Genomic DNA, 26,704 nt, shown 5'->3' on the forward strand with positions numbered 1-26,704 from the left:
CACCGGCTTGAGCCGCACGCTCGCTCACGGTTGACACTAAAAAGCCGCCCTGGTTCAGAACCAGGGCGGCTTTTTCGTCGCTGTCTAGCGTGAACGCTGGCGAAGGCGCTGCATGTCCAGGATCACCACGGCGCGGGCTTCCAGGCGGAGCCAGCCGCGCTGAACGAACTCGGCAAGTGCCTTATTCACGGTTTCGCGGGAAGCTCCCACCAGCTGGGCAAGCTCTTCCTGGGTGAGCTCGTGCGCTACCAGGACGCCGTCAGTTGCGGGGCGGCCGAAGCGGTCTGCCAGATCGAGGAGTGCCTTGGCTACACGGCCCGGGACGTCGGAGAAGACGAGGTCTGAGAGGGAGTCGTTGGTCCGGCGGAGACGGCGGGCCAGGGCCTGCAGCAGCTGCGCGGAAACCTCAGGGCGCGTGCGGAGCAGGGCGTTGAGGCTCTCATTCTTGAGGCCAGCCAGGCGAGTTTCCGAGACGGCAGTGGCCGTTGCGGTACGCGGGCTGGGGTCGAACAACGCCATTTCGCCGAAGAGCTCACCCGGGCCGAGGATGGCCAGGAGCGACTCGCGGCCATCGGGGGACGTGCGGCCGAGCTTTACCTTGCCGGAAACGATGAAGTAGAGCTGGTCACCCTGGTCACCTTCGCGGAACACCGAAGCTCCACGTGAAAGGTCCACCTCGGTGAGTTCGTCCGTCAGCAAGCGGAATGCGTCGTCGTCAAGGGTGGCGAAGAGGGGTGCGCGGCGCAATACCTCGATGTCCATGAAATCTCCTGAATATAAGTTTCGGTCGTGGCGCTCAGGCCATTGTTTCAGAATTTTTAAGCTTCTGTGACGTACTTGGCACGTGAAACGCTGAAATGGCGCGGGTTTCAGGGCATCCAACCCCTCCTGACGCCCTTAACGGCGGTGGAAGCGGCCCATATCGTGACCGGACTAACGGTTGGTTGTCAGGGTGGCCACCTAGAATTGGCGCTACCCCGGCTATGAGGAGCATTGGTGTTTGGCTTGACGATATTGGATTTGGCATTGATCTTGATGCTGCTGTCCTACCTGATCTATGGCCTGCGCAACGGCTTTATGGTCACGCTGGGTGGAATCGCAGGATTCGTCGTCGGCGCCATTGCGGCCTTCATGGCAGTTCCACTCGTCAGCGGCTGGGTGACCGACAGCGGTTGGAGGCTGACCGCCACGGTGGGTGCCGCCGTCGTGCTTATCGCTTTGGGGCACGGGCTGGGCACCATGATCGGGCGTAAAGTCCGCCACGCCGTGCGGATCAAGCCGTTGCATGCCGTGGACCGGCTGATCGGTGGCGTGGTGAGCGTGGTGGTGGCGGCGCTGGTGATGTCCATGCTGGCGTTCAGCATCAGTTCTCTCGGCGTGCCGTTCGTTTCTCAGCAATTGGCCGAGTCACGCGTCATTCGTTACATCGACAGTGTGACTCCCACGCCCGTCAAGAGCACCATGGCACAGCTGCGCTCCACGGTGATCGGCGACGGAATTCCCAAGCTCATTGAGGGCGTCGGCCCCGTCACGCCGGTGCCCGTTCCCAACGAGTCCACCGACACTCCGGCCCTCAACCAGGCCGCCGATTCCGTCCTCAAGATCGCCGGCACCGCATTCGAATGCGGGCAGAACCAGACCGGTTCCGGATTCGTTGTCTCGCCCGGGCGCGTCGTCACCAATGCGCATGTTGTGGCGGGCGTGTCGCAGCCGGTTGTGGAAGTTCCCGACGGCGGTGCGTTGCCGGGTCGGGTGGTGTACTTCGACTCCCAGCGGGACATCGCCGTCCTGGCCGTGGATGGTCTTCAGTCCAATCCGCTTCCCCTGAGCGCCGACTTGGCCGCGGGCAGCCCCGCCGCTTTTGCGGGGTACCCGCACGGCGGTCCGTTCCAGTCCAAGCCGGCCACAATTCAAGGCATTTCAACCATCCTGGTTCCCGATATTTACGGCAACAATCCTTCGCCGGAGCTGGTCTACAGGCTGGCTGGCGACGTCCAGCCGGGTAACTCGGGCGGCCCGCTGCTGACTATGCAGGGGCAGGTGGCCGGGCTGATCTTCGCCAAGACCACTACAGACGCCGCCCTCGGCTTCGCCCTCACCATGCAGGACCTGGAACCGGTGGCCGCGCAGGCTCCCGGCCTCAGCGACCCCGTCTCGGCAGGTCAGTGCACCCGTAAGTAACGATTCCCGGACTCCTCCGGACCGCTATAGATTGGGAGCCATGACTGAAGCCACTCCTGCCACCGAAACCGGTCGCGGCACCATCCTTGTGATCAACGGCCCCAACCTGAACCTTCTGGGAACCCGCGAACCGGAGAAGTACGGCACGTCCACCCTGGCCGATGTGGAGCAACTGGCCATGACTGCGGCCGCTGCCCATGGCTTCACCGTTGACTGCGTTCAGTCGAACCATGAGGGCGACCTCCTGGACGCCATCCACGCTGCCCGGGGCACCGCCGTCGGAATTGTGATCAACGCCGGCGCATACACGCACACCTCGGTGGCCCTTCGTGACGCCCTGGCGGCTGTGCAACTGCCCGCCGTCGAGGTCCACATCACCAACGTGCACCAACGTGAAGAGTTCCGCCACCACTCCTACCTGTCGGGGGTGTGCAACGCGGTCATCGTGGGAGCGGGTGTGCTGGGCTACAAGCTGGCCATCGAGTATCTGGCAGACACGGTCTAACGCACGCGGGACGTGAGCGAGCGACCGGCTCAAACCCGCGGGACGTGAAAGAGCGACCGCCCCAAACCCGCGGGACGTGAAAGAGCGACCGCCCCAAACCCGCGGGACGTGAAAGAGCGACAGCCCCAAACCCGCGGGACGTGAGCGAGCGTCAAATGGCGGTTAGCGCTCGCGCTGGGGCTCGCCTGCCACGGTGCGGGCGGCTTCGACCTCGAGCATCAGAATTCCGCCCTCGTCCACCAGTTTCGCCTGGTACACGTGGGCCTTGCGTTTGTAGCTCAGGTAGGCGATGCAGCCGTTGGCGTTGGCCATCTTCTCGAGCATGATCTCGGAGCCTGGCACCAGGAGCTGACCGAGTTTGAGGCCGACAGTATTTTCCTGGCCGACTTCGTCACCGAGTGCTGAGGTATCCCGCAGCGCAATGGCTTCGGCGGCGGTGACCCAGCGGCCCCAAACCCCCTTACTGCCCAGGATGCTGGGTTGCTGGTTCACGGGGACGGTGGCGGCGAAGTATCGGGTGTTAAAACGCGCATGGGCGAAGTCCGGGCTGAGCCAGTTCACCAGTGGCTTCAGGAGGTCGGTGCGGAGGGAGAGTCCGCGTTTGGAGAGCATCTCCGTGAAGGACTTCTCTTGGGCGGCCACGGCTTCGCGGGCGCGCATCCAGTCGACGGTGGAGTTCGCCTCGACCGTAGAGGAAGCATCAGGGCCTGCGAGCAGGACACCGGTTTCTTCGAAGAGTTCGCGGATGGCGCCCACAACGTGACGGCGGGCGAGTCCGACGTCGTCCGTTCCCATCTGCTCAGCCCAATGCTGGGGTGAGGGGCCCAACCAACCCACGGGGTCGTCGTCGGACGGGTCCAGGGAGCCGCCCGGGAACGCGACAACGCCCAACGGCGAGGAACCTGGCCTGTATCCAAGCCAGGTTTCCAAACCGGTGGGCGAGTCGCGCAACAGCACAACTGAGGAGGCGTAGCGGGCGGCCCTGGGGGTCCGTTCGCCAAGCTCAAGCCAGTTTCGTGCTGCCCCCTCAAGTTCCGGGGGCAGTACGAACAGACGGCGGGCAAGCTGCGGCAATTGGGTGAACCGGTTCCTTAGCTGAATTCAGCGATGAGCTCGACTTCAACGGGAGAGTCGAGCGGCAAGACAGAGACGCCGACGGCGGAGCGTGCGTGCTTGCCGGCGTCGCCGAATACCTGTCCGAGGAGTTCGGACGCACCGTTGATCACGCCGGGCTGACCGGTGAAGGTGGGTTCGGAGGATACGAAACCCACTACCTTGACGATGCGGGTAACACGGTCGAGGTCGCCGATGACGCTCTTGACTGCAGCGAGGGCGTTGATGGCACACAGGGCTGCGTAACGCTTGGCGTCTTCCGGATCAACGGTGGGTTCGTCGGACGCGCCCAACTCGCCGAGGGAAACCTTGCCCGTAGCTTCGAGTTTGCCGTTAATAAACGGCAGCTGTCCGGAGGTGTAAACGTAGTTGCCGGAGACGATGGCAGGTACGTAATCGGCGACGGGCGCGGCGACCTCGGGGAGGGTCAATCCGAGCTCGGCCAGACGCTGCTCAACAGCAGACGTGGGGGCGCCGGATTCCGCGGCAGACGTGGTTTCTGCGGGGGTGGTCATGATTACTGCTTCTCCCTCTTCAGGTATGCAACAAGGCCTTTGCCATCGGGTCCACCGACGACCTGGACGAGCTCCCAGCCGTCCTCGCCCCACTGGTCCAGGATCTGCTTCGTAGCGTGAATAATGAGCGGAATCGTGGCGTACTCCCATTTGGTCATGACAGAAAGCCTAGCCCTTGCCGGTAAAGTGGAAAACATGGTGACTCGCAAGAACCCACTATTCGACACTGCCACCACCCTCGGAAAGATTCTAGGCTTCCTTGGTGTGAGCGCGATTTGTGGCGTCCTGGTGGCGGGCCTTTTGGTCCCCGCAGCCGCCGTTTCGGGCAGTGCCGCAAGTGGTTCAATTCAGTTCTTTGACACTCTGCCGGCGGAACTCCAGGTGGATCCGCCCAGCCAGAACACCACGATCCTGGCGAAGGACGGTTCGCCGATCGCCTCGATCTACGCAGAGAACCGGACCAAGGTTCCGCTGGATCAAATGAGCCCGTTCATCAAGGACGCTGTCATCGCTATCGAGGACAGCCGTTTTTATGAGCACGGCGGCATTGACACCACCGGCATTATGCGAGCCATCGTCAGCACCGCCCGCGGCAACAAGCAGGGCGCGTCCACCATCACGCAGCAGTACGTGAACAACGTCATCAACGAGTCCCTGGTGGCGTCCGACCGCGAAGAAGACGTCAAGCTCAACGGTGGCGGTAAGGGCGTGGGCGACAAGCTTCGCGAAATGAAGCTTGCGATCGCCCTGGAGAAGAAGTTCTCCAAGGAGCAGATCCTTGAGGGTTACCTCAACATCGTCTTCTTCAACCGTGACGCCTACGGCATTGAGGCTGCCTCGAAGTTCTTCTTCAGCACCTCTGCCAAGGACCTGACGCTTCCGCAGGCTGCCCTCCTGGCCGGCCTGGTGAACAGCCCGTCGGCCTTCGATCCCATCGCCAACCCTGACAGCTCCAAGGTTCGCCGTGACCTGGTGCTCGCCTCCATGGTCAACCAGGGGAAGATCACTCAGGCACAGTACGAAGAAGCTGTCGCCACTCCGGTCACCACGCAGGTCACCCCGGCTCGCCAGGGCTGCGCGTATGCCACCATGGCTCCGTACTTCTGTGACTACGTGCTCCACCTGCTCTTCAACAACCCGGCGTACGGTGACACCACGGAAGAGCGCGTCAAGCGCATCCAGCGTGGCGGCCTCACTATCCAGACCACCCTCGATCCCACCGCCCAGAACGTCGCACAGCAGCAGGTCGACGCAACGGCTGGCGCTAACCCGGACAAGTGGGGCGCGTCGATCGTCTCCGTCCAGCCGGGCACCGGCCAGATCGTGAGCATGGCCCAGAACACTGTTTGGCTGCCTCAAGAGGGCAAGTTCGATCAGACGCAGAACTTCAACGTGGATGTCCTGGACGCCAACGGCAACGACCTCAACGGCATCGGCGGATTCCAGCCCGGTTCAACGATGAAGCCCTTTACGTTCGCCCAGTGGCTGAACGAGGGCAAGTCGATGGAAACGAACGTCAACGCGGCGGTTCGCAAGTATCCGCAGAACTTCCCTTGGAAAAATACGTGCCCCACACCGACCGATGGCTTCTATGATGGCAACGTGCAGGGGAGCTTCGACCTCCAAAATGCCGAACCACAGTACTACCGGAACATGACGGTCCTCTGGGGCCTCAAGAACTCCATCAACACAGCGACGTTCGCTTCGGCGGCTCAGGTTGACCTCTGCGGCATCCAGGGCATCGTTGATGCCACAGGCATCCACGGCGGCCTTCCGACACGCGACGACACGGGTAAAGTCACGGATCCAAACCCGAAGGTTCAGATGACTCGATTGTCCAACCTCATTGGTGCGACGCAGACCGCACCTCTGACCATGGCATCGTCTTTCGCAACCTTCGCCGCTGACGGCAAGTACTGCGAACCAATTGCTATAACTTCGGTGAAAGACCAGTCCGGCGCCTCTTTGCCTGCCCAGTCTTCCAGTTGCAAGGATGCGGTAAAGCCTGAAGTAGCCCGCGGCGTCGCTTATGCCATGGGCAAGGTGTTGGACGAGGGCTCGGGATCCCTGATCCGTCCGGCATTGAACTCCAAGAACTTCCCGGTGGCCGCCAAGACCGGAACCAACGACACCAACGGCTCAACGTGGGTAGTCGGGTACACCTCTGGCCTCGCGACTGCCTCATGGTTTGGTGATCCTCTGGATGACCAGTCCCGTCCCGGCCGTAATCTGACCATTAATGGCAAGTCCTACGATGCTATCGACGGCTACATGATTGCTGGTCCGCAGTTCACCAACTACATGCTTGCTGTGGCTCCGGCCTATGGGACCAATCCCTTCCCGGCTCCGCCGTCGAACCTGACGGGAGCTCCTGCTCCGCAGCGTAACAACACCCCGTCCAAAAACACCCCGTCCACCGCGCCCAACCCGCCGTCCACTGGGAACGGCAACAACGGGAACGGTAACAACGGCAACGGCAATAAGAACTGATCATGTCGTTTAGTGATTCATTGGCAAACCGCGTCCGCACTATCGGGCGCGGTTTCGCCGTCACTGCTGCCGTCGGGGCAGTAGCAGGCGCAGCGGCCGCCGCATACGGGTGGTGGGAAAAGGACCAGTTCGAGGTCCGCCACGAAACCTTGCCCATTCTCCCTGCCGGTTCAGCCCCGCTCCGCGTCCTGCACCTAAGCGACATCCATTTCGTACCGGGCCAGGACAAGAAGACGCAGTGGCTGCAATCGCTGGCGGACCTCAAGCCTGACCTCGTGGTCAACACGGGCGACAATCTCAGCCACACCAAGGCCGTCGATCCCCTGATCCAGGCACTGCGCCCGCTGCTGGAGTTCCCGGGCGTCTTCGTTCCGGGTTCCAACGATTACTACGCCCCGCGGATCAAGAACCCGGTGGGCTACTTCCGTGGTCCTTCCCGGATGCGGACCGACCCCATTGCCTTGGACTGGCCGAAGCTTCGTTCGGCCTTCGGCATGGGAGGTTGGATCGACCTCACCAACCGCGCCCAGTCAGTGGTGCTGAACGGGCTGCGCTTCGACTTCTCCGGAGTCGATGACCCCCACCTGAACCGCGAACGCTATGCCGGTTGGCCTCGAGGGACGGTCAACCAGGATGCCCGCCCGCACCTGAAGGTGGCGGTCATCCACGCTCCGTACCAGCGCGTGCTGGACCACTTCACCGAAGCCGGAGCGGACCTGATCCTCGCCGGCCACACGCACGGCGGCCAGATCTGCATCCCTGGTTACGGCGCACTCGTCGCCAACTGCGATCTCCCCAATTGGCGCGCCAAGGGCCTCCACGACTGGGAAAGCGACAGCTTCACGACGCCGGTGAACGTCTCCGGCGGCATCGGCACCTCGCGCTTCGCACCGGTCCGCATCGCGTGCCGCCCGGAAGCAGTGCTGCTGACGCTCACGTCACGCAGCTGAGCCCCGTCCACCAGCGAGAGTCCGGGCGAGCATTACGATCCTCAATAACTGGGTCAAACATTTCACCTTCATTGCGTGGTCCTGTGAAACGAATCACGCCATGGCATAGGGTAGTTGCTACGGGAAACTACCTCCGCACCATCTGAAGATCCAGCTGTTGAGAAGCGGGCATGTCCAAGCAAACGTCATTCTTCACCTCCGTCGGCCGCCTGTACCCTCATGTGCGGCCCATCCTCCCCCGACTATTCATGGGCTTGATCTGCGCCCTCTTAGCCAGCATCGTTGCGCTGACCATCCCGCAAGTCCTGCGGGTTCTTGTCAACAACTCTTTGCAGCCCGGTGGTTCCACGGACCCCGTCTGGATTGCCGCCGTCGTGATTCTTGCTTTAGGCATCGCCGAAGCCGGGCTGGTGGCCTTGCGCAGGCAGTTCGTCATCAACCCGGCCACCACGGTTGAGACCCGGATGCGGGTGACCTTGTACGGCCACCTGCAACAGCTGACCGTCGCTTTCCACGATCGCTGGGGTTCGGGCCAGCTGCTCTCACGCGCCATGACGGACCTGAGTTTCCTGCGTCGCTGGATGGCGTTTGGCGCGATCATGCTGGTGGTCACCACGCTTACTGTGATCATCGGCGTCGGCGTCATGTTTTCCATGAGTTGGCAGCTGGCACTGATCTTCCTCGCAGCGGCCGTGCCGATCATGATCAATTCGTTCCGCTTCCGCCGCCGCTTCAGCTTGGTCACCCGCCTCAGCCAGGACCAAGCCGGCGACCTCGCCACAACTGTGGAGGAATCAGTCCACGGCATCCGTGTCCTGAAGGCCTTCGGGCGCAGCCGCGAAGCGCTGGAGAACTTCAACGGCCAGGCAGAAGAACTGCGCCAGACCGAGATCGCCAAGGCGAAACAGCAGGCTGGCTTCACGCTGGTAGTGACGCTGCTGCCGGAGTTGGCGCTGGGCGTCGGTCTGGTGGTGGGCATCATGCTCGCCGCGAGTGGGGAACTTAGCATCGGCGCGTTGGTGGCGTTCTTCGCAACAGCGGCCGTGGTGGCCACTCCGGTGGAATTTTCCGGCATGCTCCTGGCCATGGCGCTCACTGCCAAGACCGCGTTGGATCGCCACTTCGAGGTGATGGATACGGACAACACCATCACCTCGCCGGATCTGGCCACGGTTCCGGAATCCGTGAAGGGCGCCCTGCGCTTTGAGCACGCAGGTTTCGGGTTCGACGACGGCGGCACCCTCCTGCACGACGTCACCCTGGATATACGCCCCGGGGAAACAATGGCCCTCGTCGGCATCACGGGCAGCGGCAAGAGCGCTCTGCTCCAGCTGGTCCCCCGCCTCTACGACGTCACCGAGGGCGCCGTGACCATCGACGGCGTGGATGTTCGCGACTACGACATCAACGAACTCCGAAGGATCGTTGCCGTGGCGTTCGAGGACACCACTCTGTTCTCCAGTTCGGTCCGGGACAACGTGCTCCTCGGAGCCCCCGATCCCAGCGACGCCGCCTTGGACGAGGCCCTGGATGTGGCACAGGCCCAGTTCGCCTACTCGTTGCCGGACGGCGTGGACACATTGATCGGCGAGGAAGGGCTGAGCCTATCCGGCGGCCAACGGCAGCGCATTGCGTTGGCCCGTGCCATCGCCGCCAAACCCAAGGTGCTGGTCTTGGACGATCCCCTGTCCGCACTCGACGTGAATACCGAGGAACGTGTGGAGGCCCGTTTGCGCGAGGTCCTGCGCGAGACCACCACGCTGATCGTCGCGCACCGTCCCTCCACCGTGGCCTTGGCGGACCGGGTTGCCCTGCTCGAAAACGGAACCATCACCGCCGTCGGGACCCATACGGAACTGCTTGCCGAGAATGACCACTACCGCTACGTCATCGCCAGCCTGGACGCCGGCCCGAAGGACCTGGACACCGAACTGGACGAGCTCGAAGAAGCTGAGGAGGCCCGCCGGTGACTGCCGCAACGTTTGGAACCGCCAACGAGGACAACACCCTCCTCACTAAAGCAGACAGCAAAGCCGTACGACGCCGGTCGCTCACCTTGCTTGCCTCCCTCATCCGCCCTGTGCGCTTGCGTTTCTGGCTGACGATTGCCATGGTGGTGGTCTCGCAGCTCACCCGTGTTGCGGGACCGGCGTTGATCGCGTTCGGTATCGACAACGCCCTTCCTGCACTGCAGTCGGGCGACAACGGGCCCTTGGTACTGGCTGGTTCCCTGTACTTGGCGGCTGCGATTGCGACGGCAGGAATGACGGCGCTGTACGTGACCTCCACTGCCCGGTTGAGCCAGGCCATGCTGTTGGATCTGCGCCTTCGGGTCTTCCGGCACACCCAGCGGTTGAGCCTTGAGTTCCACGAGAAATACACCTCCGGCCGCATCATCGCCCGGCAGACCTCAGACCTCGAAGCCCTGCGCGAACTCCTGGACTCCGGGGTGAGCTCCTTGGCGTCGGGCATGCTGTTCATGGTGTTCACTGCCGTGACTGTTTTTGCCCTGGATTGGCAGAGTGGATTGATCGTCCTCGCGGCCGGCGTGCCCATGTTCTTCCTTGCCCGGTGGTACCAGAAGCATTCACAGATCGCGTTCCGTGAGTCGCGCGTGGTGTCTGCCCGGCTGATCGTCCACTTCGTGGAAACGATGACCGGGATCCGTGCCGTGAAGGCGTTCCGCAAGGAGCGCGAGAATGCCTCCCGGTACGGCGAACTGGCCGAGGACTACCGCAAGAACACCGTCCGCTCCATCAACTTGAACGGCATCTTCCAGCCTGGTTTGGTGCTGATCGGCAATGTTTGTGTGGCCGTGGTCCTGCTGTTTGGCGGTTTCCGGGTTCTGGGTGGTGACCTGGCTGTTGGCGTCCTGCTGGCACTGATCCTGTCCACTAAACGCTTCTTCCAGCCGGTGGACCAGATGGCAATGTTCTACAACTCGTTCCAAAGTGCTCAAGCTGCCTTGGAAAAGGTGTCCGGGCTCCTCGAAGAAGTGCCCACCGTCCGTCCACCAAAGAACCCGGTACCGTTGAAGAGCTCACGCGGTGAGATCGACTTCAAGGGTGTGGAGTTCGGCTACAGCGACGGCAAAGTTGTGGTTCCAAAGCTTGACCTGCACATCCCGGCCGGCCAGACGATTGCCCTGGTAGGCCAGACGGGTGCGGGAAAGTCGACGTTGGCCAAGCTCGTGGCACGCTTCTACGACGTCACGTCCGGGGCCATCACGCTGGATGGCGTAGATCTTCGTGACCTGTCCACCACAGACCTCCGTCGCGCCGTGGTCATGGTGACCCAGGAAGCGTTCCTGTTCAGCGGCTCCGTGGCGGACAACATAGCTCTTGGTCGTCCCGAAGCTTCTCGGCTTGAAATCGAGGCCGCAGCTGCAGCGGTGGGTGCTCACGAGTTCATCATGAGCCTCCCCGACGGATACGACACGGACGTCAACAAGCGGGGTGGGCGGGTGTCATCCGGTCAACGCCAGCTCATCGGCTTTGCCCGAGCATTCCTGGCCGCGCCGGCCGTACTGATCCTGGATGAGGCAACGTCCTCCTTGGACATTCCTTCTGAGCGTATGGTCCAACAGGGATTGTCCAACTTGTTGGAGGGAGTGGCTGGTGGCAGGGGGGCCCGCACGGCCATCATCATCGCCCACCGCCTCTCAACGGTGGAGACGGCTGACAGGGTTCTGGTGGTCCACGACGGCCGCATTGTGGAGGACGGGACGCCGGCCGAGTTGATCAGCGGTGGCGGACGGTTTGCCCAGCTTCATGGGGCCTGGCGGGACTCGCTGGTCTAAGCTCAGGTCCCTGCTCGCGACGCCTTGGAGGGTGAGAAGCGACACCCACTCGCCGATTTCGCATCACGGGACGTTTCGGCTATTCTTGAACAGTTGCTTTCGCAGCGGATCGGGATGTAGCGCAGCTTGGTAGCGCGCTTCGTTCGGGACGAAGAGGTCGCAGGTTCAAATCCTGTCATCCCGACCAAACACGAAAATGGCGTCGAGAAATCGGCGCCATTTTTGTTTGCGGAACCCGATCGAAGATGGTCGGCAGCACTGTGCCTGTGGACTCCGTTGGGAGTCAGCCAGCCCTTCCTCATACCTACGGCGCCACGCTGCCCCGCGTGCGACACGCAAATCCGAGTGTCGCTGCCCCACTTCCGGTTCCTCAGCGAATTTGGGTGTCGCCAATGCAGCCACGAAAGGCAAAAAAGAAACCCCCGAAGCATCGCTCGTCACGCCTCGGGGGTTTCTTTACTACAATTGTTTTACATAGGGTCGGGCCAGTTACCAATGGACATCGTGGTGACTGTCGTTTCGGTCTTGTCCTTCTTGGGTGTTGTGGTGGTGGACCGCATGGGGTCCGGCCAGTTACCAATGGCGCTTACTGTGCTGGTACCTGCTGCAGGAGCAGCAGAGACAACCCCGGGAGCCGCAACCGCGAACGTCAGTGCGCCCGCCACGGCCACTGAAGCGATGATTTTCTTGAACATGATGTAGTACCCCAATGCGAGTCGGATTCGTTACGGAAATTGCACGGTCCCTGTTGACATACATTGTAAAATGTTTTCCACAGAGACTGTCAAGGTTTTGGTCAAAAGACACCTGTAGGAGGGACCCGTGGGAAACGGATTCGGCGAGAAGCTACGTGCCGAACGGCTCGAACGTGGGTTAACGCAGGCAGAGCTCGGCAAAAACCTGTATTCACCGAGCTACATTTCGCTGCTTGAGACAGGCCGGCGTGAGCCCACGGCCGAAGTCATCGAGGAGCTGGCCCGCAGGCTCGAACTTGCACCGAAGGCCTTGGAAGCGTGGAGCCAGCCTGTCTCCGTTAGTGATGCCGAGTATGTCCTCGCCGGTCTTTACGCCCGACAGGCCTGGGATCTTCGCGACTACCAGCTCGCCGCCAGCCACGCTGCCACAGCTGCGCAGATTGCCCTCGAGGCCAAGAACAACAGCGCCTGGTGGAACATGACGTACATGCAGGCCGAGTGTGTGATGAAGCAAGGCCAGCTGAAGGAATGCCAGCAAATCGTTGAGCACCTCCTGGAACACCCCATGGCCACTGAATCCGCTGGCCTCGGGGTGCGCGCCTGGCAGATGCTTGCCGCGGTGTGTCACGGACAAGGTCAACTGGCCACCGCCGTCGAGCATGCCAAGCAAGCCGTAAAGCTCAGCGAGCAGCTGCCCAAGGGGTCCACGCTCATCATCGGTGCGCACCGCGCGCTGATCGGTGCCCTGGCCGAGAGCGGCAAGCTGGACGAAGCCTGGCAGTACTGCCTGGCGATGATCGAGCACATGGACGAGCACTCCATGTCGCAACTGGCCGGCGAAGTCGCTTGGGTGGTCGGCAACGTCGCCTTCATGCGCCACGACTACGTGGAGGGCATCAAGCACCACGAGCGTGCAGCCAAACTCCTCTCCCCCGCCAACGACATTGAGCTGTGGGCCCGTTTCAACAAGGCGTCCGCAGCGGTTCGACTGTCCTCGGGAATTGTGGAACCGGAAACGTTGTCCGCCATTGAGCGTGCAGAACTCGCGCTGTCCATTGTGGGCGGAAACAAGACAGACCAGCTTGAAGTCGCCTTCATCCGCGCCCGCTGGCTGTACCTGACCGGGGACATCCCTGCCGCCGTCGAGAAGCTCCGCGAAATCTACGCAGACCGTAAGGTACTGGCCCGGCACACCGCAGGCGAAGTGTCGCTGCTGCTGGGAAAGTCCTTGAAAGCAGCCGGGGAAGCCGCGGAGGCGCTCCAGTTCCTGGAAGAGGCGCAGCACGACTTCAGTGCGGCAGGAGCGTCGGACCGGGTTCAACAGGCCATGGACGCAGTGCTGGAGATCCGGCTGGCCGAGCGTCGTGCCGCGAAAGAACACTCGGAAGCCTGATTAACCCAACTGAGTCGCAGTTAAGCGCGTTTTGAGGGGTCAAAACGCGCTTAACTGCGACTCAGTTGGGTGCTTCTAGGCGAAGGTGCGGCCCGTGAGCTTCTCGTAAGCCTCCACGTAGCGGGCACGGGTGCGCTCCACCACCTCGGCGGGCAGTGCCGGCGGAGGAGCGTCCGAGGACTTGTCCCAGCCGGACTCGGCGGAGGTCAGCCAGTCGCGGACGTACTGCTTGTCGTACGAAGGCTGCGACTGACCCGGCGCGTACGTGGACGCATCCCAGAACCGTGAAGAGTCCGGGGTGAGGACCTCGTCACCCAGGGTGATCACTCCGGTGGCAGCGTCAATCCCGAACTCCACCTTGGTGTCGGCCAGGATGATGCCGCGTTCGCGGGCGATCTCCTCAGCGCGGGTGTAGATCTTCAGGGTCAGTTCACTCAGGCGGGCAGCGATGTCGTCGCCCACCATGGCTACGACGTCGTCATAGGTGATGTTGACGTCGTGCTCGCCCACTTCGGCCTTGGCAGAGGGCGTAAAGAGGGCCTTCTCCAAGCGCGAACCATCAACCAGGCCCTCGGGCAGCGGAATGTCGCACACCGTGCGGGATTCCTTGTACTCAGCCAGGCCGGAGCCGGTGAGGTAGCCGCGCGCGATGCATTCCACCGGGAACATGTCCAGCTTCTTGCAGATCATGGCGCGGCCCTCGACGGCGGCAGGAACACCGCCCTCAACCGTGGACGCCAACACGTGGTGCTCAACATCCAACTGATCGAACCACCACAGGCTCAGCTGCGTCAGGACGCGGCCCTTGTCCGGGATTTCGCTGCTCAGCACGTGATCGTAGGCGCTGATGCGGTCGCTGGCGACAACCAGCACGCATTCCTGGCCGATCTTTTCCGTGATGGCTTCGTCGGCCGGGACGTAGAGATCGCGGACCTTGCCGGAGTAGACGTGCGTCCAGCCCGGAAGTTCCAGCGTTTCGGTTTCGAAGCCGCCCGTAGGGATGCCTTCAGTCATGCTCAGGCCTGCACTTTCGGAATGGTTCCTGTAGCCGTGTACGGAACGCGGATTTCACCGCGGGCGGCTTTGCCTCCGATATCCGTACGGAACTGTGAGCCTTCAAGCTGAACCAGCTCAACGCCGTCGTACGCCTTTTCACGGGCCTCAACCAGATCCGAACCGAGCGCGACAACAGCAAGGACACGGCCGCCGGCAGAGACCACTTTGCCTTCGTCATCCAGCTTGGTGCCGGCGTGTACTACGTGGACACCGTCCAGTTCGTCCACCTTCTTCAGTCCACGGATGCGATCGCCCGTGCGGGGTGCGTCCGGGTAGTTTTCGGCAGCAACGACGACGGCGACTGCCGTGTCCTTGGACCAGCGCAGCTCTTCTGCCGTGTCCAGTTCGCCCTTGGCAGCTGCCAGCAGCAGCGCACCGAGAGGGGTCTTGAGGCGAGCGAGGACGGCCTGCGTCTCGGGGTCGCCGAAGCGAACGTTGAACTCGATGACGCGCATGCCGCGGGAAGTCAGGGCGAGGCCGCAGTACAGCACACCAACGAAGGGCGTGCCGCGGCGGGCCATCTCGTCCACGGTGGGCTGGGCTACGCGGTCGATGACTTCCTGGACCAGGCCCTCAGGAGCCCATTCAAGCGGGGTGTACGCGCCCATGCCGCCGGTGTTGGGACCTTCGTCGTTATCGAAGATGCGCTTGAAATCCTGCGCCGGGGACAACGGGATGGTGTTGCGGCCGTCGCAGAGGACGAACAGGGAAACCTCGGGGCCGTCAAGGAATTCCTCGATGACCACTGTTCCACCGGCGTCGAAGCACGCCTGGGCATGTGCCAGGGCCTCTGCGCGGTCCTTGGTGACCACCACGCCCTTACCAGCGGCCAGGCCGTCGTCTTTAACTACATACGGGGCACCAAAGGTGTCCAAGGCGTCGGCAGCTTCGTCAGCGTTGGTGGCAACGCGAGCCATAGCCGTGGGAACGTTGGCTTCAGCCATGATCTGCTTGGCGAACGCCTTGGAAGCCTCCAGCTGGGCTGCTTCCTTGCTGGGACCGAACACCGGGATGCCGGCTTCTCGGACGGCGTCGGACACACCGGCAGCCAAAGGCGCCTCGGGTCCTACGACAACCAGGTCCACGCCCAGCTTGGTGGCGAGGGCGGACACGGCTTCCGGGTTGTTCCCGTCAATCGCATGGGTGGGAACGAGTTTGCTGATGCCCGCGTTGCCAGGGGCCGCGTGGACCTCGGAAACGTTGGGATCTTCAAGCAGAGAGCGGACAATGGCGTGTTCGCGGCCGCCTGGGCCAATGACGAGTACCTTCACAGTCCTCAAGGGTACTTTGTGAAGGGCGCGGGGCCTAAGCTGTGTCATTCACCGGACCTGTGGACACGGGCCCGGCGTGGGGCCTGGCGTGAGGCCCGGCGTGCACGGATCACGCGCGCGGGCACGCGGATGACCGGGAAACCGACCCGCCGCGCCCTAGACTTGATTCATGCCCATGAGTTCGCATGAAACGTTCAACGTTGAGTCCGCGGTGGAACTGGCAGTGATCGAACGAAGTGGCTTTATTGAGTCCCGGCACATCGGCGCGGCCGTGGTTCTTGCCGGTGACGGCTCGGTGGTCACCCGTCTTGGTGACATCGACGCCCCCATCCTCGCCCGCTCCACCCTCAAACCCTTCCAGGCCTTGGCGTCCATGCAGTCCGGCGTGCCCCTCCGCGGCGCCCAGGTTGCTGTGGCTTGTGGCAGCCACACCGGTTCCCTTGATCATATGGACGTTGTGGAAGGGATGCTCAAGGCAGCGGGTGTTAAAGAAGAAAACCTCCAGTGCCCCACCGCCTGGCCCCAGGACGAAACGGCCCGCAACTGGCTGGTCCGCTCCGAACGCGGACAATCCAAACTTGCCTTCAATTGCTCCGGGAAGCACGCAGCATTCCTGTGGGCGTGCACCGAAAACGGCTGGGACCTGCGCAGCTACCTCGAACCAAACCACCCGCTCCAGCAGCGCGTTCGCTCGGTGATCGAGGAATACAGCGGCGAGACGATCTCCCACCTGGGTATCGACGGCTGCGGAGCACCCGTTGCCGCCATCTCGCTGACCGGCCTGGCCCGCGCCTACTCCCGCTTGGCCAAATCCCCGGGCGATAAGTCGTCCAACGCACGTGCCGCCACCATCGCCACGTCCATGCTGGACTACCCCTGGGCAGTTCAGGGCAAGGGTGAGTCCAACACGATCGTGATGGAGGAACTGGAGGTCCTGGCCAAGATCGGTGCCGAGGGCGTCCTGGTCCTGGCGACTCCCACCGGCGCAACCGTGGCCGTGAAGATGCTGGACGGCAACCTTCGCGCCACATCCTTGGTAGGACTGACTCTGCTGGCCGTGAGCGGTGCGGTGGACATCCCGGCAGTTTCCAGCGTTCTGGAGCGCGTGGTGGAGCCCGTGCTCGGCGGCGGCCACGAGGTGGGCAAGATCCGGCTGGGACACGCTGTCTCCGCCCTGCTGGACTAGTACTTCTGAGGAGAGGAACAAATGGCTGTTGCACGACGCCGCGTCAACATCGAGGAAGGCCGCGCCGCGCTGGCAGCCTGGCAGGCCGCCGTCGAGCCTTCCGGCAGTACAGGTGAGCCAGGCAGCGTTGCCGGCCCGCCGCCGTCGCGCACTTTGATTGCGACGGCGGTCCGATACTCCCTGGAGGAAGTCACCGCCCGCGCGCCCGGCAACTCGGTGGAAGTCCGTGTGCCGCCGTTCGGTGTGACGCAGTGCGTTGAGGGGCCCCGCCACACGCGCGGCACTCCCCCGAACGTGATCGAGTGCGACGCCGCCACCTGGCTTTCGTTGGTGACGGGCCGGATTTCGTGGGCAGACGCAGTCTCGGACCATAGGGTGACTGCGTCCGGTTTGCGTGCGGATCTCTCGGAGTTGCTGCCCCTTTAATGGGTTTTCGCACAGCTGAGGCCCCTCAAGAATCCTCTTGAGGGGCCTCATGCTGTGGGCTGTACTAGTCCGGGCAGACCGGGGCGGATGGTTGGCCCCGTTTGCTCATTTCGAACTGCGGGATGTCCTCCGCGGCGGGACCGCCACGGAACTTGGGCGAAGGCTCCTGGCCGCCACTGATGCGTTCGAGTTCCTGCTCCTCGAAGACTTCTTCCTTGCCGAGCATGATGGCGGAATCGTGGTTGGTGATCTCGCCGTTGAAGGCGCGGAGCATGACGTTGCGGTCGAATTGGCCTTCCCATTTGGCCACCACGAACGTTGCCACGCAGTTGCCCAGCAGGTTCACCACGACGCGCATGGAGTCCATAAGGCGGTCGGCTCCGAGGAGGAGTGCGACGCCGGCCACCGGGAAGATGCCCAGCGCAGCAGCCGTGGCGGAGAGTGCCAGGAAGGACGAACCCGGCACGCCGGCCATGCCCTTGGAGGTCAGGAGCAGGACGCCCAACGCCGCCAACTGCTGGCCAAGGTCAAGGTTGTGGCCGAAGGCCTGCGCCAGGAACAGCAGTGAAATGGACAGGTAGATCGCGGCGCCGTCCAGGTTGAAGGAGTAACCCGTGGGAACCACAAGGCCGGTGGTTGCACGGGAGCAGCCGGCGTTGGTCAGCTTGGTCATGATACGCGGCATGACTGCTTCAGTGGAGGCGGTGCCAAGTGCCAGCAGGAATTCTTCACGGGTGTACTTCAGGAACGCCCACAAGGGAACCCTGGCGAACCCCCAAGCCACCAGGAACAGCAGGCCGATGAAGATGATCGCCGCTCCGTAGCAGGCTGCAATCAGGAGCGCATAAGTGCTGAGCGTGCCAAGTCCGTACTGGCCGATGATGAAGGCCATGGCACCAAATGCACCGATGGGAGCCACTTTCATGATCCAGGACATGATCTTGAAGATCAGCTCCAGGACGGTTTCCATGAGGCTGATGACCGGAAGGCAACGTTCGCGGCCGATGACCACGATGGCTGCGCCGAAGAACACGGAGAAGAACAGCACCTGAAGCAGGCTGTTGTTGGCAAAAGCACCGATCACGCTGACGGGAATGACATCCAGGATGAACGCTGCAGCGTCCTTGGGAGGCGCATTGCCGGTCTTGGCGTTGAGCGCATCCTGGGAGAGTGTAGCGGGGTCGATATTAAGGCCAGCACCAGGCTGAACGATATTTCCGACGATGAGCCCGAAGACCAGGGCGAAGAGAGTGGCGCCGGTGAAGTACAGGAGCGCTTTGACCCCGACCCTTCCGACCGCTTTGACGTCGCCCACTGCCGAGATGCCTGTGACGATCACGAGGAAAATCAGCGGGGCGATGATCATCTTGATGAGTTGAATGAATCCATCACCCAGTGGCCGGAGGGCGGACCCGATTGTCGGCCAAAAATGACCGATGAGTACACCTGCGACGACGGCGATCAGGATTTGAAAAAAGAGCGACTGATACAGCCGCTTTTTCTTCTGCGGGGCCGAACTCGCCTTCAGCGCCGCGGAGTCTGGGATCTTCATTGATCTGAACCAATCAGTTGGGAACGGCCCCACATTTTGAGGGGGTTTTTCAAATGTAAGCCTGCTCACACAATTCCGCAAGGGGAAATAACATTTCCATATTGTGGAAAGTCACATTCGGTTTGGAGCTTGGATGTTGGTGCGTCCACCACCTTCTTTGACGCAGAAATGCCCGCGACACACCCTTCTACAGGCGTGTCACGGGCATTCGAAAAGCAAAGTGGGTGGTGGCGGCACGGGCCCGCGGTTTGGGGCGGTGCTGTGAGGCTAGCCGCGGCCCACGAAGGGCATGCCGGCAGCGGTCACCACCAAGGATCCGACACTGGCCGACGCCGGCATGTTGGCCATCATCAGCACGGCACGGGCTGCATCGTCCACGGGGAACATGGGCTCCACTTTGCGGCTGCCGTCAGCCTGCAGCGCCCCGGAGCCCACGCCAATGGTGTCCATGATTTCGGTACGGGTGTTGCCGATGTCGATCTGCCCGCACGTAATACCAAACTCCCTGCCGTCGAGCTCGATGCTCTTTGTCAGGCCCGTCATCGCGTGCTTAGTGACTGTATAGGCCACGGATTTGGGCCTGGGCGAGTGCGCCGAAATGGAGCCGTTGTTGATGATGCGGCCACCTTGCGGCTCTTGGGATTTCATGGTTCGCACAGCCTCCGCGGCGCACAACATGGAGCCCGTGACGTTCACGCGAAGCGTTGCTTCCCACTCATCCACACTGATGTCGCCCACGTCGCCCGCCGGCCCAAAGATGCCGGCATTGTTGAACAGCACATCAACCCGACCCCAGCGTTGGCGGACCTCCGCGAAAAGGCGCGCGACGTCGTCGGGCGCCGTTACATCGCAGGGAACCGCCAGCGCGTCCGGATGGTCGCCGGCCGTTTCCAGGAGTTGCGCCTCCCGGCGGCCGGCAAGCGCAACACGGTAACCCTCGGCGAGCATGAGCTTGGCGACGGCCCGCCCAATTCCGGAACCGGCCCCGGTCACGACGGCGACCCTCGGGTTTGCGGGAGGGCTGGAGTCAGTCATGTGGTTGCCTTTCGGGGAATTGCCTGTGGCAGCGTCAGCGTGCGGCTTCGGCTGGCTGGGCTGCGGTTATCGGCCAGCCTATGACAGTCTTCGGACGCGGCGTGGCGTAGGTCCTGACCTTGGACGTAGACAACCCAAGGCGGACCAGGGACTCGGCGATGGTCACCGCCGCAGCCACTCCGTCCACCACGGGGACTCCGGTGCGCTGGCGGATTTGTTCGTCGAGACCGGCCATGCCGCCGCAACCGAGAACAATAACTTCCGCTTTGTCGTTGTGAACAGCTTGTTCCGCCTGGCTCACAATGGCTTCAACAGCACGCTCCGGGTATTCCTCGAGCTCCAGCACGGCCATGCCACTGGCCCTGACAGAAGCACAACGTGCGTCCAGGCCGGCGAGCTTGAGGCGGTCCTCGATGAGCGGAACGGCCCGGTCCAGCGTGGTGACCACTGAATACTTGTGGCCCAGGAACATCGCAGTGCTGGCTGCTGCCTCGGTAATATCAACCACGGGGACGTCGAGCAGTTCCTGAAGGCCTTCGCGGCCGTGCTCGCCGTAGCCGGCCTGGATGACGGCGTCGAACGGTTCGGGATAGTTCACCACTGCATCCATGACGGCGATCGCGGCGAGGTAGCTTTCGAAGTTGCCTTCGCAGGAGTCGGCGCCGAAGCGAGGCGTGATGCCGATGATTTCGGTGCCGGGAGCCGCTGCGGCACGAGCCTGCGCTGCGATGGAGTCCGTCATGGACTGGGTGGTGTTGACGTTTGCGACAAGGATGCGCATGGGTTTCCTCAGTGTCAGTGGGTGCTGGCGACGGCGATCGGCTCGCCGGAGACGTCCTGGTGGACCTGCTTCTTGTCCGCGACAGCGAAGTACGTCAACGCTGCGACGCCGGCTCCGATGAACCAAGCGAACGGAGCAGCCGCGGCCAGTGCTGGGATAAAAGCGATGGCAATGGCCAGGCCTGCGGCCGGGAGCATCGCGATGATGGCCTTCGGGTTCACGCCGCGCTTGTAGAAGTAGGCGCCCTTGGGATCCTCCGTGTAGAGCTCCGGGACATTGACCCTGCCGCGGCGGACCAGCCAGTAATCGGCCATGACCACACCGAACAGGGGCCCGAGCAAGGCACCCAGGCCACCCAGGAAGTACACGATCACGATCGGGTTGTTGTAGAGGTTCCACGGCAGGATGATCAATCCGATGGTGCCGCTGACCCAGGCCGCCTTGCGGAAGTTCAGGTGCCGCGGGAAGAGGTTGGTCAGGGCGTAGACGGGAGCCACGAAGTTGGCCATCAGGTTCACGGCGATGGTCAGGATCAACAGTGCCAGGCAAGCAAGGACCAACAGAAGCGTATTGGGGATGCTCTCCACAATGTCTGAGGGGCTCTCGATCACTGTGCCGTTGATCTTGTACTGCCCACCGGCCATGACCACCACGATGGCGCCAAAGACGAGCATGTTGATGGGGATGCCCCAGAAGTTGCCCTTGACGATCGACTTCTTGGAAGCCGAGGACCGGGTGAAGTCGCAGAAGTTCAGGACGAACGTTCCGTAGATGGAAACCCACAGGGCACCACCGGCAAAGATGGTGAGCCACATTTCGGTACCCTCGAGGCCCTTGATGCCGCTCCACTGGATGGCGCCGCCGGCTTCGATGAAGACCCACACGGCGATCGCTGCCATGGTCACCAGGATGATGGGACCGGCGAAAGCCTCGTACTTGCGGATCATCTCCATGCCAAAGCTGACGATGACCAACTGAACCATCCAGAGCGCCACGAACGACAACCAGCCCAGGGTTGAAAGGCCAAGGATGGAGTTGCTGTCCAGGTCTTTCAAACCCGGCGCCATGGCCACCAGCATGACGCGGAGGACCACGGATGCCAGATACGTCTGGATGCCGAACCAAGCAACGGCAACAGCGCCGCGGACCAGGCTGGCGATCTGCGCTCCCCTGATGCCGAAGCTGATGCGGCTCATGACAGGGAAGGGAACACCGGTCTTCTCACCCATGAACCCGGAAAAGTTCAGGAGCGCGAACAGGAGAATGGCGCCGATACCGAGGGCCACCAGGATCTGCCAGCCACCCAAACCGAGGGAGAACAGGCCGATGGCGAAGGCATAGTTACCCAGGCTGTGGACGTCGTTGGCCCAGAGGGTAAAGATGCTGTAGCTGGTCCACTTCCGGCCCTTGGCCTTAGTGGGTGCGAGGTCGATGTTGTAAAGGCCGGGACTGATGGTACGGCCTGAGGCTTCGGAAGCAATGGCGCAGAGGTCGGTGTTTCCCACGACCGGATGGTTGGGGCCACCTGCGTTTCCGTCTCCCGGAGCCCCAGTGACGCCGACTGATGAAGTCGTCTGCATCGTGGATCTCCACTTCGTACTGATTCCACAATGCGGAATCTAGTTATTGAATAGTGAAAGCACTCTATGACTCAGGTCACGTAACGTCAAGGTTCTCCGTGTATGCAGGGTCACATTCGGTTGCTTGGTCGAAGCTTTCCCAGTTGACTGTCTTGGTTACGCAATCCGTGTTGACGCTGCCCAACCAGCAGACGTAATCTCGAATTGCAGAACTTTATTCTCACAATACGAAATTCCTTGAGCGCCCCCACAGAGCAAGCGCCCAGACATTCAATGAAGAGAGGTTGGACGTGGCTGCAGGAGAAGAGACCTCACACATCCTCAGCGGGTTGACTGCCCAGCTGCCTGATCGTGATCCGGAAGAGACCGCGGAGTGGATTGAGTCCCTTGATGCGTTGATCGCGGAGCAGGGTACCGAGCGTGCCCAGTACATTATGCGTTCGTTGTTGCAGCGTGCTGGTGCCAGGTCGGTGGGTGTGCCGATGGTGACGACCACGGATTATGTGAACACGATCCCGGTGGACCAGGAAGCGGCGTTCCCGGGGAACGAGGAGTTCGAGCGCCGGTACCGGGCGTACATGCGGTGGAACGCCGCGGTGATGGTTCATCGTGCGCAGCGTTCGGATATTGGTGTCGGCGGGCATATCTCCACGTATGCCGGTGCTGCGACGTTGTATGAGGTGGGTTTCAACCACTTCTTCCGCGGCAAGGACCACCCCTCGGGTGGGGATCAGGTGTTCTTCCAAGGCCACGCCTCGCCGGGCATGTACGCCCGGGCGTTCATGGAAGGCCGTCTCACGGAAGAGGATCTGGACGGGTTCCGTCAGGAAAAGTCCAAGGCCGGTCATGCCCTGTCCTCGTACCCGCACCCGCGCCTGATGCCTGATTTCTGGGAGTTCCCGACCGTGTCGATGGGTATCGGCCCGATGAACGCGATCTACCAGGCCCAGTCCAACCGGTACCTGCAGAACCGTGGCATCAAGGACACCTCCGACCAGCAGGTCTGGGCGTTCCTGGGCGACGGGGAAATGGACGAGCCCGAGTCCCGTGGCCTGCTCCAGCTCGCCGCGAACGAGAACCTGGACAACCTGAACTTCGTGATCAACTGCAACCTCCAGCGCCTGGACGGACCGGTCCGCGGTAACGGCAAGATCATGCAGGAATTGGAGGCGTTCTTCCGCGGTGCGGGCTGGAACGTGATCAAGGTCGTCTGGGGCCGGGAGTGGGACTCCCTCCTGGAAGCCGATAAGGACGGGGCGTTGGTGAAGATCATGAACGAAACCCCCGATGGTGACTACCAGACCTACAAGGCCGAGTCCGGCGGGTTCGTTCGGGAACACTTCTTCGGCAAATCCCCGCAGACCAAGGACATGGTCGCGGACCTGGACGACGAGCAGATCTGGGGCCTCAAACGCGGCGGCCACGACTACCGCAAGGTCTACGCCGCCTACAAGGCAGCGACCGAGTTCAAGGGCAAACCCACCGTGATCCTGGCCAAAACGGTCAAGGGCTACGGCCTGGGCCCGCACTTCGAAGGCCGTAACGCCACGCACCAGATGAAGAAGCTGACCATGGACGACCTCAAAGCCTTCCGTGACCACCTCCGCATCCCCATCAGCGATGACCAGCTCGACGCTGACCTTTACCGGCCCCCGTACTACCACCCCGGCATGGACGCCCCGGAAATCAAATACCTGATGGAACGCCGCGCCGAACTCGGCGGGTTCGTGCCCGAACGACGCCGCACCCACACCCCCGTGACCCTCCCGGACGCCAAATCCTACGAAGTGGCCAAACGCGGGTCCGGGAAACAACAAGCCGCGACCACCATGGCCTTCGTCCGTTTGTTGAAGGACCTGATGCGGGACAAGAACTTCGGTGCCCGGTTCGTGCCCGTCGTCCCCGACGAATCCCGGACCTTCGGCATGGACGCGTTCTTCCCGACCGCGAAAATCTACAACCCCAAAGGCCAGAATTACCTCTCCGTGGACCGCGACCTCGTCCTGGCCTACAAAGAATCACCCGCAGGCCAACTGATCCACCCCGGCATCAACGAAGCCGGCGCCGTCGCAGCGTTCACCGCCGCCGGCACCGCGTACGCCACCCACGGCGAACCCCTGGTCCCGATCTACGTGTTCTACTCCATGTTCGGCTTCCAACGCACCGGCGATTCCTTCTGGGCCGCCGCGGACCAAATGACCCGCGGCTTCATCATCGGCGCCACCGCAGGACGAACCACCCTCACCGGCGAAGGACTCCAACACGCCGACGGACACTCCCCCATCCTGGCCTCCACCAACCCCGCCGTGAAAACCTACGACCCCGCCTACGGCTACGAAATCGGCCACATCATCCGCCACGGCCTCGAAGAAATGTACGGCGAGAACAACACCGACGGCACCGGTGAAGACCGTAACGTGATGTACTACCTCACCGTCTACAACGAACCCATCACCCAACCCGCCGAACCCGAAAACCTCGACATCAACGGGCTCCTCAAAGGCATCTACCACCTCGCCCCCGCCCCCGCAGCGGACGGCACCACCGGGAACCGGCCCACCGCGAACATCCTCGCCTCCGGCGTGTCCGTACCCTGGGCCCTCGAAGCCCAACGGATCCTCGCCGAAGACTGGAACGTCGCCGCCGACATCTACTCCGTAACCTCCTGGAACGAACTCCGACGCGACGGACTCGCCGCCGAAGAACACGCCTTCCTCAACCCCGGCCAACCCGCCCGCACCCCGTTCATCACCGAACAACTCGCCGGCACCACCGGACCCGTCATCGCCGTGTCCGACTACATGAAAGCCGTCCCCGACCAAATCCGCCAATTCATCCCCAACGACTTCGCCTCCCTCGGAGCAGACGGCTTCGGCTTCTCCGACACCCGCCAAGCCGCACGCCGCTACTTCAAAAACGACACCCACTCCATCGTCGCCAAAACCCTCCAGTTGCTGGCGGCGAGGGGCGAAGTTGAGGAGGGTGCGCCGTCGTACGCCATTGACCGCTACAAGCTGCTGGACGTCAACGCCGGCACCACCGGCGGAGCAGGCGGCGACGCCTAAACAGCCCGCATGACAAATTGGCGGCAGCGTTCGTGAAGAACGCTGCCGCCAATTGTCATTGAGCGGGTTTCGTTGAACCGGACTTAGGTGCCCAGGTTCCTTCTATCGACCACGAAGCCGGTTGCCGCATTCTCGCGAACCGCGTTGATACCAGCCACTACCGCTTTCAGGTTCGGGAACTGTGGCGACACTGCCACAACCGTTCCATCCTCCGCGGTCAGCCGGAACCGGAATGAGTTGGTTCCTGCCTTGAGAATTTCAAAACTGCCAGCCATTTTCCCCTGTTCTTTCACGCGACACTGCGTATCCGAGCTGACTTCATAACTCCCTCACCGACCATATCGGCCAATTCAGACCACCAAAAGCCCTACTGATCGGTAATTTACAACCGATATTGGTAGATCTCTTGGAAAGAAACCCAAGGAGCTAGAGACCGCATGGAGCCCCGCGCGTATCGTGAGGATATGACTGACACCGGCACGGCCCCCACCACGGGCGTGCTCCTCGCTGCAGGCGCCGGAACACGGCTGGGTCGCGGCCCCAAGGCGCTGCTCCCTTTCCGGGGCAGGACCCTGGTGGAAGTACTCGCCGACACGCTGTTCGACGGCGGATGCCGCGAGGTTGTTGTGGTGCTCGGCGCTGAGGCCAACCTTGTCCGCCAAAGCACCGATTTGGGCACGCATGTGGTGGTCGAGAACGAGAATTGGGCCAAGGGAATGGCCGGCTCCTTCCGCGCCGGCATTGATGCGGCCATGGTAGGCAACAGCATCATGGTGGCGCTGGTGGACCAGCCCGGGTTAACCCCGACGGCGGTGAGCAGGTTGCTGGGCAGCCACCGTCCCGGCCGGGTCACCGCAGCCGCCTACCCGGACGAGTCCGGCCACCTGAAGCGTCGGCACCCGGTAATTTTCGACGTCGGACTCCGCTCCGAAGCGGCTGCAGCCGCCAATGGCGACACGGGCGCGCGTTCGTTCCTCAAGGCGCACCCGGGGCTCGTGGATCTGGTGGACTGCAGCGACCTCTGCTCCGGCGAGGACCTGGACACGAAGGACCAGCTGCATCTGTTGGACGGGTAGCGGCAGGTTCGACGGGTAGCGGCAGGTAAATTTGG

23 protein-coding genes and 1 tRNA gene are annotated in these 26,704 nt (G+C 62.4%); 12 read left to right on the top strand and 12 right to left on the bottom strand.

Annotated features, from left to right (window positions below; translation table 11 throughout):
- Positions 1-84: 84 nt before the first annotated feature.
- Entirely contained in the window at positions 85-762 is a 678-nt protein-coding gene (locus ACNAOT_RS18915) for a Crp/Fnr family transcriptional regulator (RefSeq protein WP_011775987.1), read from the bottom strand.
- A gap of 234 nt (positions 763-996) precedes the next feature.
- Between ACNAOT_RS18915 and ACNAOT_RS18920 the strand changes: the two genes are divergently transcribed.
- A complete protein-coding gene (locus ACNAOT_RS18920) occupies positions 997-2,181 on the top strand; it encodes a MarP family serine protease (RefSeq protein WP_420178962.1) in 1,185 nt (394 codons plus the stop codon).
- Between the two features lie 40 nt (positions 2,182-2,221).
- Positions 2,222-2,686: a type II 3-dehydroquinate dehydratase gene (gene aroQ, locus ACNAOT_RS18925; RefSeq protein WP_420178963.1), complete on the top strand. Its 465-nt coding sequence runs from the start codon at positions 2,222-2,224 to the stop codon at positions 2,684-2,686.
- 162 nt (positions 2,687-2,848) lie between these two features.
- Here aroQ and ACNAOT_RS18930 read toward each other — a convergent pair whose 3' ends face one another.
- From ACNAOT_RS18930 to ACNAOT_RS18940, 3 genes are read right to left on the bottom strand one after another with little or no spacing between them, the layout of a single operon-like run.
- Entirely contained in the window at positions 2,849-3,760 is a 912-nt protein-coding gene (locus tag ACNAOT_RS18930) for an NUDIX hydrolase (RefSeq protein WP_091470392.1), read from the bottom strand.
- A 17-nt stretch (positions 3,761-3,777) separates the two neighbouring features.
- Positions 3,778-4,314 carry a RidA family protein gene (locus tag ACNAOT_RS18935; protein WP_091470391.1) on the bottom strand — a complete coding sequence of 179 codons (537 nt, stop codon included), beginning with the start codon at positions 4,312-4,314 and terminating at the stop codon, positions 3,778-3,780.
- Positions 4,315-4,316: 2 nt separating this feature from the next.
- Positions 4,317-4,472, bottom strand: a complete 156-nt coding sequence (locus ACNAOT_RS18940; protein WP_011775990.1) for a DUF4177 domain-containing protein — start codon at positions 4,470-4,472, stop codon at positions 4,317-4,319.
- On the opposite strand from ACNAOT_RS18940, the gene ACNAOT_RS18945 reads away from it, so the two are divergent.
- The 5 genes from ACNAOT_RS18945 (at position 4,471) to ACNAOT_RS18965 (ending at position 11,740) form a co-directional block, all read left to right on the top strand.
- Positions 4,471-6,804 carry a transglycosylase domain-containing protein gene (locus ACNAOT_RS18945; RefSeq protein WP_017199029.1) on the top strand — a complete coding sequence of 778 codons (2,334 nt, stop codon included), beginning with the start codon at positions 4,471-4,473 and terminating at the stop codon, positions 6,802-6,804. The genes ACNAOT_RS18940 and ACNAOT_RS18945 overlap by 2 nt on opposite strands.
- 2 nt (positions 6,805-6,806) lie before the next feature.
- A complete protein-coding gene (locus ACNAOT_RS18950) occupies positions 6,807-7,754 on the top strand; it encodes a metallophosphoesterase (protein WP_420178964.1) in 948 nt (315 codons plus the stop codon).
- Positions 7,755-7,924: 170 nt separating this feature from the next.
- Positions 7,925-9,724 carry an ABC transporter ATP-binding protein gene (locus ACNAOT_RS18955; RefSeq protein ID WP_420178965.1) on the top strand — a complete coding sequence of 600 codons (1,800 nt, stop codon included), beginning with the start codon at positions 7,925-7,927 and terminating at the stop codon, positions 9,722-9,724.
- Positions 9,721-11,553 (top strand): ABC transporter ATP-binding protein, encoded by a 1,833-nt coding sequence (locus tag ACNAOT_RS18960; RefSeq protein ID WP_420178966.1) that lies wholly within the window; start codon positions 9,721-9,723, stop codon positions 11,551-11,553. The genes ACNAOT_RS18955 and ACNAOT_RS18960 overlap by 4 nt, the downstream gene beginning before the upstream one ends.
- A gap of 110 nt (positions 11,554-11,663) precedes the next feature.
- Positions 11,664-11,740, top strand: a tRNA-Pro gene (locus tag ACNAOT_RS18965).
- 283 nt (positions 11,741-12,023) lie between these two features.
- Here the strand turns inward: ACNAOT_RS18965 and ACNAOT_RS18970 are convergent.
- Positions 12,024-12,248 (bottom strand): hypothetical protein, encoded by a 225-nt coding sequence (locus ACNAOT_RS18970; protein ID WP_091470382.1) that lies wholly within the window; start codon positions 12,246-12,248, stop codon positions 12,024-12,026.
- A 127-nt stretch (positions 12,249-12,375) separates the two neighbouring features.
- Here ACNAOT_RS18970 and ACNAOT_RS18975 point away from each other — a divergent pair, with 127 nt between their 5' ends.
- Positions 12,376-13,641, top strand: coding sequence for a helix-turn-helix domain-containing protein (locus ACNAOT_RS18975; protein ID WP_011776003.1), 1,266 nt, complete (start codon positions 12,376-12,378; stop codon positions 13,639-13,641).
- Between the two features lie 75 nt (positions 13,642-13,716).
- On the opposite strand, the gene ACNAOT_RS18980 is transcribed toward ACNAOT_RS18975, so the two are convergent.
- Positions 13,717-14,655, bottom strand: a complete 939-nt coding sequence (locus ACNAOT_RS18980; protein WP_420178967.1) for a phosphoribosylaminoimidazolesuccinocarboxamide synthase — start codon at positions 14,653-14,655, stop codon at positions 13,717-13,719.
- A 2-nt stretch (positions 14,656-14,657) separates the two neighbouring features.
- Positions 14,658-16,016: a phosphoribosylamine--glycine ligase gene (purD, locus tag ACNAOT_RS18985; RefSeq protein WP_420178968.1), complete on the bottom strand. Its 1,359-nt coding sequence runs from the start codon at positions 16,014-16,016 to the stop codon at positions 14,658-14,660.
- 121 nt (positions 16,017-16,137) lie between these two features.
- Here purD and ACNAOT_RS18990 point away from each other — a divergent pair, with 121 nt between their 5' ends.
- On the top strand, positions 16,138-17,154 hold the full coding sequence (locus ACNAOT_RS18990) for an asparaginase (RefSeq protein WP_420178969.1): 1,017 nt from the start codon (positions 16,138-16,140) through the stop codon (positions 17,152-17,154).
- A gap of 21 nt (positions 17,155-17,175) precedes the next feature.
- A complete protein-coding gene (locus ACNAOT_RS18995) occupies positions 17,176-17,580 on the top strand; it encodes a sterol carrier family protein (RefSeq protein ID WP_178995295.1) in 405 nt (134 codons plus the stop codon).
- A 64-nt stretch (positions 17,581-17,644) separates the two neighbouring features.
- On the opposite strand, the gene ACNAOT_RS19000 is transcribed toward ACNAOT_RS18995, so the two are convergent.
- The 4 genes from ACNAOT_RS19000 to ACNAOT_RS19015 form a co-directional block, all read right to left on the bottom strand.
- Positions 17,645-19,132 carry a cation:dicarboxylate symporter family transporter gene (locus ACNAOT_RS19000; protein ID WP_420178970.1) on the bottom strand — a complete coding sequence of 496 codons (1,488 nt, stop codon included), beginning with the start codon at positions 19,130-19,132 and terminating at the stop codon, positions 17,645-17,647.
- A 267-nt stretch (positions 19,133-19,399) separates the two neighbouring features.
- Complete coding sequence (locus ACNAOT_RS19005; protein ID WP_420178971.1) at positions 19,400-20,167, bottom strand: SDR family oxidoreductase; 768 nt, start codon at positions 20,165-20,167, stop codon at positions 19,400-19,402.
- Between the two features lie 34 nt (positions 20,168-20,201).
- Complete coding sequence (locus ACNAOT_RS19010) at positions 20,202-20,948, bottom strand: aspartate/glutamate racemase family protein (RefSeq protein ID WP_420178972.1); 747 nt, start codon at positions 20,946-20,948, stop codon at positions 20,202-20,204.
- A 14-nt stretch (positions 20,949-20,962) separates the two neighbouring features.
- Positions 20,963-22,528, bottom strand: coding sequence for an NCS1 family nucleobase:cation symporter-1 (locus ACNAOT_RS19015; protein ID WP_364306267.1), 1,566 nt, complete (start codon positions 22,526-22,528; stop codon positions 20,963-20,965).
- Positions 22,529-22,818: 290 nt separating this feature from the next.
- On the opposite strand from ACNAOT_RS19015, the gene aceE reads away from it, so the two are divergent.
- Positions 22,819-25,593, top strand: a complete 2,775-nt coding sequence (aceE, locus tag ACNAOT_RS19020; RefSeq protein WP_420178973.1) for a pyruvate dehydrogenase (acetyl-transferring), homodimeric type — start codon at positions 22,819-22,821, stop codon at positions 25,591-25,593.
- Positions 25,594-25,676: 83 nt separating this feature from the next.
- Here the strand turns inward: aceE and ACNAOT_RS19025 are convergent, their stop codons facing one another.
- Positions 25,677-25,868, bottom strand: coding sequence for a YegP family protein (locus ACNAOT_RS19025; RefSeq protein WP_044569301.1), 192 nt, complete (start codon positions 25,866-25,868; stop codon positions 25,677-25,679).
- A 162-nt stretch (positions 25,869-26,030) separates the two neighbouring features.
- Between ACNAOT_RS19025 and nboR the strand changes: the two genes are divergently transcribed.
- On the top strand, positions 26,031-26,669 hold the full coding sequence (nboR, locus tag ACNAOT_RS19030; protein ID WP_420178974.1) for a nicotine blue oxidoreductase: 639 nt from the start codon (positions 26,031-26,033) through the stop codon (positions 26,667-26,669).
- The last annotated feature ends 35 nt before the right edge of the window (positions 26,670-26,704 follow it).

It is taken from the genome of Paenarthrobacter sp. TA1.8 (genome assembly GCF_048595705.1).
GTDB classification, from domain to species: Bacteria; Actinomycetota; Actinomycetes; order Actinomycetales; family Micrococcaceae; genus Arthrobacter; species Arthrobacter nitroguajacolicus.